Source organism: Rhizobium sp. Root1220, assembly GCF_001426265.1.
Taxonomy (GTDB): Bacteria; Pseudomonadota; Alphaproteobacteria; order Rhizobiales; family Rhizobiaceae; genus Rhizobium.
In genome coordinates, this window is record NZ_LMDG01000037.1 from 121,119 (window position 1) to 133,619 (window position 12,501).

The 12,501-nt window shown below is 58.7% G+C and carries 8 protein-coding genes; 2 read left to right on the forward strand and 6 right to left on the reverse strand.

The window, feature by feature from the left end:
* Nucleotides 1–99 precede the first annotated feature (99 nt).
* Entirely contained in the window at nucleotides 100–2,748 is a 2,649-nt protein-coding gene (gene pepN / locus ASC90_RS26840; RefSeq protein ID WP_056547604.1) for an aminopeptidase N, read from the reverse strand.
* Nucleotides 2,749–3,128: 380 nt separating this feature from the next.
* On the opposite strand from pepN, the gene ASC90_RS26845 reads away from it, so the two are divergent.
* Together ASC90_RS26845 and ASC90_RS26850 are read left to right on the forward strand one after the other, a co-directional pair.
* Nucleotides 3,129–4,058 (forward strand): DMT family transporter, encoded by a 930-nt coding sequence (locus ASC90_RS26845; RefSeq protein ID WP_056547608.1) that lies wholly within the window; start codon nucleotides 3,129–3,131, stop codon nucleotides 4,056–4,058.
* A gap of 224 nt (nucleotides 4,059–4,282) precedes the next feature.
* Nucleotides 4,283–5,161, forward strand: coding sequence for a hypothetical protein (locus ASC90_RS26850; protein ID WP_056547611.1), 879 nt, complete (start codon nucleotides 4,283–4,285; stop codon nucleotides 5,159–5,161).
* Between the two features lie 188 nt (nucleotides 5,162–5,349).
* Here the strand turns inward: ASC90_RS26850 and ASC90_RS29560 are convergent, their stop codons facing one another.
* The 5 genes from ASC90_RS29560 to ASC90_RS26875 form a co-directional block, all read right to left on the reverse strand.
* Nucleotides 5,350–5,541 (reverse strand): hypothetical protein, encoded by a 192-nt coding sequence (locus tag ASC90_RS29560; protein ID WP_056547614.1) that lies wholly within the window; start codon nucleotides 5,539–5,541, stop codon nucleotides 5,350–5,352.
* A gap of 150 nt (nucleotides 5,542–5,691) precedes the next feature.
* Nucleotides 5,692–6,558 (reverse strand): uracil-DNA glycosylase, encoded by an 867-nt coding sequence (locus ASC90_RS26860; protein WP_056547616.1) that lies wholly within the window; start codon nucleotides 6,556–6,558, stop codon nucleotides 5,692–5,694.
* A gap of 59 nt (nucleotides 6,559–6,617) precedes the next feature.
* Nucleotides 6,618–7,910 carry an Hsp70 family protein gene (locus ASC90_RS26865; protein WP_056547619.1) on the reverse strand — a complete coding sequence of 431 codons (1,293 nt, stop codon included), beginning with the start codon at nucleotides 7,908–7,910 and terminating at the stop codon, nucleotides 6,618–6,620.
* Nucleotides 7,911–8,071: 161 nt separating this feature from the next.
* Nucleotides 8,072–11,188: an efflux RND transporter permease subunit gene (locus ASC90_RS26870; RefSeq protein ID WP_056547621.1), complete on the reverse strand. Its 3,117-nt coding sequence runs from the start codon at nucleotides 11,186–11,188 to the stop codon at nucleotides 8,072–8,074.
* Complete coding sequence (locus ASC90_RS26875) at nucleotides 11,185–12,462, reverse strand: efflux RND transporter periplasmic adaptor subunit (protein ID WP_056547624.1); 1,278 nt, start codon at nucleotides 12,460–12,462, stop codon at nucleotides 11,185–11,187. The genes ASC90_RS26870 and ASC90_RS26875 overlap by 4 nt, the downstream gene beginning before the upstream one ends.
* Nucleotides 12,463–12,501 lie beyond the last annotated feature (39 nt).

Here is a 12,501-nt window from a genome sequence, read left to right on the forward strand (position 1 = left end):
AGAGGAAAAGGTAAAAATCTGTTAACCGATTCTAGATGCTGATTTTTCTTTGGCGCGCGTCACGCTGCTGCAGTGGGTGCAGCGGCGTGACGCGGCAAATCATCCCTTGAGCGTACGCTCAACGATGTCGCGCACGTCGGTTGAGAGACCCTGTGTCCGCTCGATCCCCAACAGGGCTGAGCGTGCATGGTCGGCTCGTATCGGCTCCAGCGAGCGCCAGGAACGCATGGACGTGAGAATGCGCGCGGCAAGCTGAGGGTTGCGGCGATCGATATCCAGAATCTCGCGGGCGAGGAAGCGATAGCCTTCTCCGTCGGCACGACCGAATCCCGTGGGATTGGTGAAGACGAATGTGCCCACGAGGGCGCGAACTCGATTTGGGTTTGTCCGCTTGAAAAGCGGATGCGCCATCAGATTCTGTACGCGGTCGAGCGTGCCGGTTCCCGGTATAGCCGCCTGAACAGAAAACCACTTGTCAACAACTAGGGGATTTTCGGCGAAACGCTCGCGGAAGGTCGACAGCGCCTCGCTTGCGTCTTCGCTGTCCGGAAAGCGGTGAGCGAGGATCGTCAGCGCATGCAGCAGGTCGGTCATGTTGTTGGCCGCATTGAATGCGTTCTTGGCGCGCGTCGGAGAGTTCTCGGCATAGGAAAGATAGGTGAGGGCTGCATTGCGCAGAGCGCGACGCCCGGCGCTCGCTGCATCCGCGGTGAAAGATGACGGCGTGGTCATGGATTCATAAAGCGAGCTGAAGACGTCCTTGCCGGCATCTGCGATCTGCGTGATCACGGCCTGGCGTCCTGCATGAATCGCATCCGGATCGTTGTTTCCTCCGAGTTCGCGGGCAATATCGGATTCACTTGGCAATGCCAGCGCCTGCGCTCGGAAGGCAGGTTCAAGGCTCTCGTCGGCGGCAGCCGCAAGAAGTGTGTCTACAAATGTCTGTTCGACGACCACCGGCCTATCCTCGCGTGCGTCACGCGCGGCAGTCAACAAGTTGGGAAGTGCCAGATCGGTAAAGGCTTGCCAGCGAGCGAAGTGATCACTCTCGTGGCGTGCCAACAAGGCCAAATCAGCTGGCATCTGGTCGAAGTGGAGGTTGATCGGCGCGGAGAAGCTGCGATTGATCGAAACGACCGGGCGCGATGCGATACCGTGAAACACAGCTGTCTGGGCACGATCAGTCAGGTGCAGCACGCTGCCGCTATACTCGGCGCCGTCAACGGAGGTGGGGGCAAAGGCAGCGCCGTCCTCGGCGAAAAGCGCTAGGCTTAGCGGAATATGCATTGGCAGCTTTTCGGTCTGGCCCGGTGTTGCAGGAATCATCTGTTCGAGCGAGAGGCTGAACGTCTTCGCGCCTGCATCGTATGTGCCGGAAGCGGTGACAAGCGGCGTGCCGGCTTGATGGTACCAGAGTGAAAACTTTGCAAGATCACGTCCGCTGATATCCTCGAAGCACTTGATGAAATCCTCGATCGTGACAGCTTGCCCGTCATGCCGATCGAAGTAGAGGTCCATGCCCTTCTTGAAGGTTTCCTTGCCAAGCAGGGTCGCGATCATGCGGGTGACTTCGCTACCCTTTTCGTAGACCGTCGTCGTGTAGAAGTTATTGATTTCGCGATATTTCGTTGGGCGCACAGGATGGGCCAACGGGCCGCCGTCTTCCGGGAACTGTTCCGACTTCAGGTGCCGAACCTCGGCGATGCGCTTGACCGGGCGCGATCGCTGGTCGGCCGAAAACTCGTGGTCGCGATAAACCGTCAGGCCTTCCTTCAGGCAAAGCTGGAACCAGTCGCGGCATGTGATGCGGTTGCCGGTCCAATTGTGGAAATATTCGTGGGCAATGATCGCTTCAATATTGGCGTAGTCCGCGTCGGTAGCCGTTTCGGGATCGGCAAGGACGTATTTGTCGTTGAAGACGTTCAGCCCCTTGTTCTCCATCGCCCCCATGTTGAAATCGGAGACGGCAACGATCATGAAGATATCGAGGTCGTATTCGCGGCCGAAGACTTCTTCGTCCCATTTCATCGAGCGCTTCAGCGCGTCCATCGCATAGGCAGCACGAGGCTCCTTGCCGTGCTCGACGTAGATCTTGAGCGCGACCTCGCGACCGTTCATAGTGGTGAAGCTATCCTCGATGACACCAAGGTCGCCCGCGACGAGGGCGAAGAGGTAGCTCGGTTTCGGATGCGGATCGAACCATGCGGCAAAATGCTTGCCCTCACCATAGCCTGCGCCGCCAAGAAAGTTTCCGTTCGACAAAAGCAGCGGATTGGCTGCCTTGTCGGCTATGATGTTGACGGTAAACGGCGCCAGCACATCCGGGCGATCTGGGAAATAGGTGATGCGACGGAAGCCCTCGGCCTCGCACTGCGTGCAGTAGATCCCGCCTGTGCGATAGAGGCCCATCAGTTGCGTGTTTGCTTCGGGATTGATGATCGTGGTGATCGTCAGTTCGAAGGGCTCCGACGGAGGCAGGTTGCGGATTGTCAGGCTTTCAGGTGTTGCCGTATATTGTTCCGGCGGCATTTCCACCTGATCGAAAAGCAGGCCGGATAGCGCAAGCTCATCCCCATCGAGTAATAGCGGTGCCGTGCCATCGACGCCTTCGCGACGGTGGAATATCAGTCGCGATTCTACTTTGGTCTCCGTGGGATCAAGCTCGAACGTAAGGTCCACGCGTTCCAGAACGAAGTCGGTGGGTTGGTAGTCTGCCAGATTGATGACCTGGCCGATATCTGTACGCATGGTTTTCCCTGAAGAGCTTTAACGGATATTGTCTTGCGCGTAGAGTGGGCACTCCGCCACGATTGAAGGCATGATTACACTAAAGTCTGAACTAAACTTAAAGCGAATTGCGGGGAATATACGATTTGGCTACTGCAACTGGTAGCCATATCTGGGCGGGTTCGTTTCCACGTGCGAAACGGCACAATGGACAAACCTGGTGATCGAAATGCTTCTGCTCGGCGTTCGTCCCTCGCGAAAGTCCGAGAAAATTTCGAGTGACCAAAGGCTCCAACACATTTTTGGTATTTTAGGTCTGTTCTTCAGGTGCAACGACTGCCAAAGTTGTCTTGCGTCGAGTCTGACGCGTCTTCTCAAACAGCCTCGCACGAGTTTCGGACATGCGGTCGGTTCTTGGAAATCCGATGAGGGGCATTGCGTTCAAAGTGGCCTCGGTGGTCGTCTTTCTCGCAATGCAAACCTTCATCAAACTCGCCGGCAGCGATATCCAGCCAGGGCAGGTGACCTTCTGTCGTTCTTTTTTTGCGCTGTTTCCTATCATGGCGTATCTCGCCTATCGTGGGCAATTGCGATCTGCATTCTATACAGCGAACCCGATTGGCCACCTGAAGCGCGGCACGCTTGGGATCATATCCATGGGCTTGGGCTTCTATGGGTTGCTGCATCTGCCCTTGCCGGAGGCCATTGCGCTCGGCTACGCGACGCCGCTCGTTGCGGTCGTCTTCGCGGCACTGTTTCTGGGCGAGACCGTGCGTGTGTACAGGTGGACCGCGGTGTTCGTCGGCATCATTGGTGTTGCGATCGTCTCCTGGCCGAAACTGACCCTTTTCCGCGAAGGCGGCGTCGAGGCAGAACAGGCGACGGGCGCAATTGCGGTGCTCCTCGCCTCCGTTCTCGGTGGCATGGCCATGATTCAGGTTCGGAAGCTGGTCGAAGAGGAAAAAACCGCAACGATCGTTCTCTACTTCTCGATCACCGCCTCCGTCTTCTCGCTCGTGACGCTGCCGTTCGGTTGGGACCTCCTTGATCTCGTGCCGCAATGTTTCTTGATTGCTGCAGGTTTTTGCGGCGGCGTAGCGCAGATTCTCTTGACGGAAAGCTATCGTCACGCCGACGTGTCGACGGTCGCACCGTTCGAATATACGTCGATCGTGATGGGGGGCATTGTCGCCTATTTCGTCTTCGGTGACATACCCGGCGGCAGCATGCTGTTGGGCACTGCAATCGTCGTGGCCGCGGGAGTGTTCATCATCTATCGGGAGCACAAGCTGGAACTTGAGCGGCGGGCCGCGCAAGAGGCCGGCTCATAGCAGAATTGAAACACAACAGCCGCCGCCGTGAGGTTGTATCCACTGACGATCTTCCGTGGTGGGCGAAAAATAAAAAAGAATATGTTAGAGTACTCCCGGAACTGCTGCCGTGCTTTCTGAACTTGACGAAGTTTCATTTATTCGAGATTTCGAATGTTGCGCGATGATCGGAGGTCGTTTGGTAGGGTCCGCCGGCGGCGGTCGACTACGCATCCGGGAGCAAAATGCCGTTAAGTGCCGAAGAGCTTGTTGCTGATCCGAAATTTATACTGGCAGTTCGATTTCATGCAGGTCGGATGCGCGGACTGTTCGATGCTGGACCGCGACTTGCACGGCTGCTGGCATCTCAGCAGCGCTGGCTGTTGACCCAGGCCGCCTACGCGCTCGCCATGGAGCGCAACCCCCTCGATGCGTCATCGGGTTTGACGGCTGTTCGTTTGGCAAGCCTAATGACCTCGTACAAGGTCGCTAGCCGCAACACTGTCCTAAGCTTTGTCGACGAACTCCTCACCTATCGGTTCATTGCCTACGAGCCTGGAGCGCAGCGAAGGCGCCCCCGTCATTTCGAGCCAGCCGAGATCAGCCACCAGGCGATGTTCGGGTGGCTGCGCTCAAACCTGGGCGCGCTCGATCTCCTAGACGACGGCAATCGGGGTGCCTATCTCGACTCCCGCCCGGGATTGCTTTCCTTTCTGCAACCGCGGATTGCTCGCAATTGTATCGAGGACGCAAGGTGGCGCGAGCCGCCAGAACAGGTTGCGTTATTTCTTTGGAACGACGCGGGCGGGCTAATCACCGACTACCTCGTTTCACGGATTGACCTCGAAGGCGCGGATGGAGACCGCCTTCTGGTCGGCGCGGTCGATAGTCGCGCTCTCGCCATGGAATTCATGATGTCGCGCACGCATTTGCAACGACTGTTTGCAAAAGCGGCTCAACATGGATTCCTGGGCTGGCAAGCGTCGCCGACGAAGCCGCTGTTGTGGGTTGCCCGGACGTTCGTTGAGCAATATTGCCAATGGCAATCGATTAAGTTCTCTTACGTCGATGAGGCGTTTAGCTGGGCCAAGGAAATAGAGAACCCAGCAACCACTGATCTCTAAAATACTGCCAGATCCGGCTCGAGTGCCGAATCTGCATCTGTCGCGAAATCCCGCTCGTAGGCCTTTGCGGCGCAAACAGCAGCGCGAATATGCTCGATCGCGTCAATCTTGCAGAAAAGAGAAACTAGAATTGCTGTCATGGTTCTTACGCAGTCTCATGAGACGAGCGTTGCCCGTTTCGATAGATCTTAGTATTGCTGGAAATCCGCAAAGATGGCAGCTGGACGCGCGATGCGACTGCTTGCGCCGGTCCCGCGAGCGATCATCTGCTCATTGGTGGCGAAGCCGATACGGCTATGGCTTTGCGTTGTGCGAACCGAATTGTTCGCAAGCCGCAGGGTTTCAAACCCGCAGTGAATAGGACGAAAAGGTGCACTCATGTGCTTGGTTCCTGTTGATTCCTCCCAAGACACAACGCTAATATTGCAGTGCACCATAGTTTTTTCAACGTATAAGAACAGTCAACAGGTATGTGAAATTTGCATACGTTGTTTCATAAAACATTTAGATATGGCTATTTTTAATGCAGATTAGACAGCTGAAATCTTCGCCTGAAAAGCCAAAAGATCGTTCCACGCCAAACGCTTGTTGATCGGGGCGGTCAGTAGATCCTGGGGATGCAGGGTAGCGATCGCCGGAACGCTTCGTCCATCGATGCCGATTTCCCGCCACTGTCCACGAAGGCCGTGGATCATCTCGCTCTCGCCGAAAAAGACGCGTGCCGCAAAATTTCCAAGCAAGAGAATCGCCTTCGGCTCGGCGAGCGCAATCTGCCGTTCGATGAAGGGTCGGCAGATGTCCATCTCTGCAGCGGATGCGATGCGGTTGCCCGGTGGTCGCCAGGGGATGACCTGCGTCAGCAGGATACGGCTGCGATCGAGCCCGATGGCCGCCAGCATTTTGTCCAACAATTGGCCCGGGCGCCCCGCAAAGGGTTGCCCCTCGCGGTCATCCTCGGCTCCGGGCGCCGAGCCGATCACCATAATGCCGCTGCTCGAGTCGCCACTCGCGAAGATCGTCGAGCGCGCGCTGTGTTTCAGATTACAGCCGTTGAACCCTTCGATTGCGGTTCTCAGTTCGGATAGCGTGCGAGCGCCTTCGGCAGCGAAGCGTGCTTGTTGGACGGCTTCTCCATCAGGGATTGCAGGCTGCGGCCTCTGGGCAGTTTCCGGGGGAGCATGTCGTTGCTGCGCTGCCGGCGCGGATGGCGAAGACGCTGGTCGGCTCTCCTCGGCCCGTGGAGCAGGGGCGGCGCTTCGCCGCGCTGCCTTGATTGCCTCGAATTCGGCGAAGCGATCGACCGGCTCTTCCTCGATAAGCCACTCGACGCCAGCGTCCGCATGAAAATGCAGGAGCGCGGCGAGTTCGCCAGAGGAGAGGTCGTTGACGGAGATCATGCTGGAGACTGTACCGAAGCCGCAGCTTCAATGAAAGGGTGCGGCTGCGGTCAACCGACCTACTGCACTGTCCATTGCGTAATGTCGTCACGCTCGCCGATCAGCGCCAGACCGTGCGCGATCGAAAGGAGTTCGCCGCCGGTCTCGATACGCCCCTCGTCGAAGCGTTCGGTGAAGATGCGACGCACGGCAGGCACGAAAGATGTGCCGCCAGTCAGGAACACCTTGTCGATCGCCGTCGCAGGCGTGTTCGTCTTTTGCAAGACATCGTCAAGGGCTCCCTCGATCCGCGCGAGGTCGTCGGCGATCCAGGTTTCGAAGTCGGCGCGGCGAACCGTACGATGTCCGGCACTGCCGAGTGGCTTAAAATCGAAAGCCGCTTCATCAGCCGAGGACAGAGCCATCTTCGTTGCCGAAACCGCCTGATAAAGCGGGTATCCCTCGTCATGATCGACAAGATCGATGAAGGTTTCAAGTTTCTCCGGTTCCAGCGCGGTTCGCACGAGCTTCTTCAGGTCCTGAAATTCGCGCGACGTTTTGAAGATTGACAGCTGGTTCCAGCGACCAAAGCTGGAATAGTAGTTCGAGGGTACTTCCAGGATCTTGTCGAAACTCCTGAAATGACTGCCTTTCCCGATCTGCGGGGCGACGATGTTGTCGATCATGCGATAGTCGAAATGATCACCCGCAACGCCCACGCCCGAGTGGCCGATCGGCGTCGCCGCCAGCTTGCCGGCGACCGTTTCGAAACGAATCAGGGAATAGTCGGTCGTACCGCCGCCGAAGTCGGCAACGAGTACGGTGGCGTCCTGCTTCAGGTTCTGCGCGAAGTAGAACGCTGCCGCCACCGGTTCGTAGACGTAGTGGATCTCGGGAAAGCCGAAGCGGGAAAGCGCCGCATTGTAGCGCTCGGTGGCAAGCTCCGGGTCGGGGTTGGCACCGGCAAAATGCACTGGCCGGCCTGTCACGATACGCGTGACGTCGGATGGCCAGTTGTCGCCGGCATAGTTGCGCAGGCGCCTGATGAAGACCTCCATCAGATCCTCGAAGCTGTGACGCTTCGCGAAGATCAGGGTGCCCTGGAATAGAGCGCTCGCTGCGAAGGTCTTGATCGACTGCAGGAAGCGGGAATCGCCCGGATTGTCGATGAACTGGCGGATCGCCGCATGCCCTGCCTCGACCTTCAGCGCCGAAGCACCGAGTTGCCGGTCCTTCATGAAGGACAGGGCAGTCCGCATGCTGTCGGCGCTGCCCGCCGGGCTTGTGAAGACCATCGAGTGTGTGGACAGCCCATCCGCCATGGCCATGACCGTATTCGTAGTGCCAAAGTCTAAACCCAGCGCCTGAGCCATGCTCGCACCTCTTTATGTCGATGTGTTTGAGACGGGAGCCAATGCTCCGCGATGGCGCCGCGAGCGCCTCGGAAATTCAAGAGGCGCGTGATGCCACAGCAGCCCTGCTTATTCAAGACGTGGTGTGAAAAATGAAACGGGCGCCGGCTGCGCCCGTGAAATCACTCTGCTGCGATCGCCCTGGGAGTGTCAACATCAACCGCCGCTCTCCTCTTGCGGCCGAAGCTCAGAAGCCAATCGCTGAGCCTGCCCATCTCGACGAAAATGACGGGTGTGATGAAGAGCGTCAGCGCTTGCGACACGATCAAGCCGCCGACGACCGCAATGCCAAGCGGTTGGCGAAGTTCGGAGCTCGCGCCGGTGCCGAGCGCGATCGGGAGTGCACCGAGCAGGGCGCAGAAGGTCGTCATCATGATCGGCCGGAAACGGCGAACGCAGGCCTCGTGGATTGCCTCCGACGGAGACATTCCGTTGCCTGAACGCAGGTTCTCCAGCGCCACGTCAATCATCATGATCGCGTTCTTCTTGACGATGCCGATCAGCATCAAGAGACCGATCAGCGCGATGATGGAAAGATCGAAGCCCATCAGCTTGAGTGCCAGGAGCGCCCCGAGTGCTGCGGCAGGCAAACCTGAAAGAATGGTCAGTGGGTGGATGAAGCTCTCGTAGAGAACGCCAAGGACGACATAGATCGTCAAGACTGCCGCCAGGATCAGAAGCGGTGTGTTGCCCTGCGACTGTTCGAAGATTTGCGCCGTTCCGCCATAGGATGTGAAGACATCCGCCGGCATGTCGATGTCCTTCTTGATCGTGTCGATGGCCGCCGTAGCATCGCCCAGCGCTTCGCCAGCCGGCAGGTTGAACGATACGGTCGTGGAGACGAGCTGGCCGGTCTGGTTGATCGTCACCGGACCGGTTGTACGCTGAACCGTCGCGAAATTCGACAGCGGTACGAGCGTCCCGTTGTCGGATGCCACGCGGATCTCCTGCAGCTTCTGGTCGTCCCACGGCTTTCCGGTGTCGTATTCCACGATCACATCGTAGCTGTCGCCGGTCGATTGGATCTGTGCGGCAGTAAATCCGCCGAAGGATTCTTGCAGGGTTGTACGCAGTTTGCTGTCATCGATGCCGAAGGCCGCAGCTTTTTCCGTGTCAACGACGATGTTGGCCTGCAACGCATTGTTCTGGGCGTCCGATGTAACGTCCGTGAAGCGCGGATCGGCACGCATCGCTTGCTGGATCTTGTCCGCCCAGAGGTTGGTCTGGTCGGCGCTGAGCGCTTGCACCACGAGTTGGTATTGGCTCGCCGTCTGGCGCCCCCCAAAACGGAGGCTCTGCTGTGGCGTAATGAAAGCTTGCAGCCCCGGAATCTTGCTGATGCTCGCGCGCAGCTCCCTCAGTGTCTGGTCGAGCGGTGGCCGCTGATCCTTGTCTTTGAGTTCGACATCCATCGTGCCGTTGTTGAGCGGGCTGCGGGCGTTGCCGCCGGCAATCGACATAACGTGGTTCACGGCGGGATTCTGCTTCACCAGTTCAGCCGCCTGGTTCTGGAGGGCCTGCATCGCTGGATAGGAAATGTCCTGTCGTGCACGTGTCGAGATGTTCAGTCGGCCGATATCCTCCGTTGGGAAGAAACTCGTGGGCAGTGTCATGAACAGGTAGACGGTCAATCCCACGGAGCCCACGAACAGCGCGAGGATTGCGGACCGGTGGCTGAGGCACCAGCCTACAGCCCTTCCATAGCCGCGTAGTGTACGTTCGAACCCAGCATTGAACCAGCGGATGAAGAACGGTGGTTGCTCGTGACCGCTGCCGAGGCGCGAGGCGAGCATCGGCGTTACGGTGAGCGATACGATCGCCGAGGCGATGATCGCGATGGCGACAACCACGCCGAATTCATTGAAGATGCGTCCGACGACGCCCCCCATCAGCAGGATCGGGATGAAGACCGCTATCAGCGATACCGACATCGAAATGATGGTGTAGCTGACTTCGCCCGCGCCTTTGATGGCTGCATCGAGAACCGGCATCCCTTCCTCGACATGTCGAAGAATGTTCTCCAGCATGACGATCGCGTCGTCGACGACGAGGCCGACCGCGAGCGTCAGACCGAGCAGTGATATGTTGTCGATGCTGTACCCGAGGACATACATCATGCCGAAAGTCGAAATCAGCGACAAGGGAACGGCGAGCCCCGGGATCAACGTTGCGGTCAGGTGGCCGGTGAACAGGTAGATCACCAGAACAACCAGGCCGATCGTCAGCAGCAGGGTGAACTTGACGTCTGAAATGGCATCGCGGATCGGCTTGGCCGAGTCGTTCATCACCTGGGTCGACACGGAGGCCGGGATTTCGGCATGGAGTCCCGGCAGCTTCGCGTTGATGGCGTCGACCACCTCGACAGTGTTGGCGTCGGGCTGGCGCTGGATCGCCAGGATGATGCCCCGCTTGCCGTCATACCAGCTTCCCGTATTCAGGTTCTCGACGCTGTCCTGCACGTCGGCGACATCACCCAGATGCACCGGCGCCCCGTTCGGGTTGGCAATGACAAGCGTACGGAACTGTGCGGCATTGGTGCGCTGGGTATTGGCATTGATGGTCATGCTCTGCGTATCGTTCTGCAGGGAGCCGACCGGAACCTGACTGTTGGCAGCGGCAAGTGCCTTGTTGACCGTATCGATGCCGATGCCGCGGTTGAGAAGCTTGTTCGGATCGACCTCGACGCGGACAGCGTAGGTCTGTGCACCGAAGACGGAAACCTCGGCGACGCCCGGAAGGGTGGAAAGCGAAGGCGAAATGATGTCTTCCGCGATCTCGTCGAGTTTGCTGCGCGGCATGGTGTCGCTTTGCACGGCAAGCAGCATGACGGGCGCATCGGCCGGGTTCGTCTTGCGATAGCTCGGCGGCGTCGTCATGTTGTCGGGGAGTTGGCGCGTTGCATGTGAGATCGCGGCCTGAACGTCGGCCGCCGCGGCGTCGATGTTGCGGTTCAAGTCGAACTGCAGAACGATGCTCGTATTGCCGAGCGAGTTCGTGGCGCTGATTTCGCTGATGCCGGGGATTGTCTGGAACTGTTTGATAAGCGGTGTCGCAACGGATGTCGCCATGGTTTGCGGCGACGCGCCGGTCAGGGCCGCGGAGACGTTGATCGTCGGGAAGTCGACCTGTGGCAGCGCTGCCACTGGCACTAGCTGGTAGCCCGCGAGACCGGCAAGGACGACGCCGATTGCAAGCAAGGTTGTCGCAACGGGACGTCGGATGCAGAAATTCGGTATCATTGTTCCGCGCCCGCTGTGATGGTTTCGGTTTTTGGAGCCAGTTGGGCTGCCGAGGCAACGTTCAGTGCCTTGTCGTCGAACTGCTCCTTGACCTGCTGCTGATCGACGAGCTGTGCCTGACCTTCGACGATGAGGTGGTCGCCCTCTGAAAGCCCGTTGGAGATGGCGGTGAAGCCGCCGTTCGCGCGGGCAACGCTCACCGGCGTCATCTGCGCCTTTCCGCCCCTGACGACATAAGCAAAGAAGCCATCGGCGCCCGGACTCACGGCGACGGTGGGCACCACGATTTGCTGCTCGTTGCTATTGAAGTGCACGACGATATTTACGGATTGCCCAGGCCAAAGTGCACCGGAAGCGTTTTCAAACTTCGCCTTGGCGAGGATTGTGCCCGACGCCGGGTCGACGGTGTTATCGTAGAAGCTGATATGGCCCTGGCGAGCTTTCCCCTTGTTCGACTGCGGCACAGTGCTCACATCGACCTGCCCGGCTGCAAGCGACAGCTTCAACTGGCGCAGGTCGCGCTCCTGAAGATGGAATTTCACGAATATCGGATCATATTTTGCGATCGTTACAATTGCGGAGCCGGCATTGAGGAAGGCGCCGGGACTGACGGATACGTCGCCGAGACGTCCGTCGAATGGTGCGCGTATCCGGGTGTGTTCCAGAAGGACCTGATCGGCGGCAAGAGCTGCCTTGTCTGCTTGAATCGTGGCTGCGGCGGTGTCTCGCGCAGCCTTGGCCTGGTCGAAGTTTTGTTGAGTTCCAGCTTTCGAGCTCAGCAGATCGTTGGCGCGTGCCAGAGCTGTTTCGCTCTCAGCCAACGTTGCTGTGTCGCGAATGACCATAGCATTGTCCTTGGCTACTGCTGCCTGTGCCATGCGCTCGTCGAGCTTCACGATGAGGTCACCCTGCTTGACGGTCGCTCCGTCGGAGGCGAGGACGTCGGTCACGATTCCCTGTTCCTGTGCCGCCACCGTGGTGTTGTCGTCGGCTTCAGCCCAGCCCGATGCGGTCACGTCCCGAGGCAGCGTCGTCTTGATGGCTGCAACTGTCTTGACGAGGGTCGGTCCACCGGACCGGTTATGCCCCCTGGCGCCACCTTTCTGAGCGTTGGACGGCTGGCCGGTATCTCCGCCGGCACCGTGCCCGCCCGCGGCGTCCGCCTGCTGCTGTGGCCCGGAGAATTTTGCGAGGTAGGGGATGCGGTCCCTGTAGTGCCAGACACCGGCACCAGCAGCGGCGAGTATGCAGAAGGTGATCCAAAGTTTCTTCATGAGGTGAGACCGGTCTCGGGCAAAGTTGCGCTGAAATTA

Bases quoted from the DNA above. Each gene is read 5' to 3' on its own strand.
- pepN (WP_056547604.1), bottom strand. From the start codon at position 2,748: ATGCGTACAGATATCGGCCAGGTCATCAATCTGGCAGACTACCAACCC.
- ASC90_RS26845 (WP_056547608.1), top strand. From the start codon at position 3,129: ATGCGGTCGGTTCTTGGAAATCCGATGAGGGGCATTGCGTTCAAAGTG.
- ASC90_RS26850 (WP_056547611.1), top strand. From the start codon at position 4,283: ATGCCGTTAAGTGCCGAAGAGCTTGTTGCTGATCCGAAATTTATACTG.
- ASC90_RS29560 (WP_056547614.1), bottom strand. From the start codon at position 5,541: ATGAGTGCACCTTTTCGTCCTATTCACTGCGGGTTTGAAACCCTGCGG.
- ASC90_RS26860 (WP_056547616.1), bottom strand. From the start codon at position 6,558: ATGATCTCCGTCAACGACCTCTCCTCTGGCGAACTCGCCGCGCTCCTG.
- ASC90_RS26865 (WP_056547619.1), bottom strand. From the start codon at position 7,910: ATGGCTCAGGCGCTGGGTTTAGACTTTGGCACTACGAATACGGTCATG.
- ASC90_RS26870 (WP_056547621.1), bottom strand. From the start codon at position 11,188: ATGATACCGAATTTCTGCATCCGACGTCCCGTTGCGACAACCTTGCTT.
- ASC90_RS26875 (WP_056547624.1), bottom strand. From the start codon at position 12,462: ATGAAGAAACTTTGGATCACCTTCTGCATACTCGCCGCTGCTGGTGCC.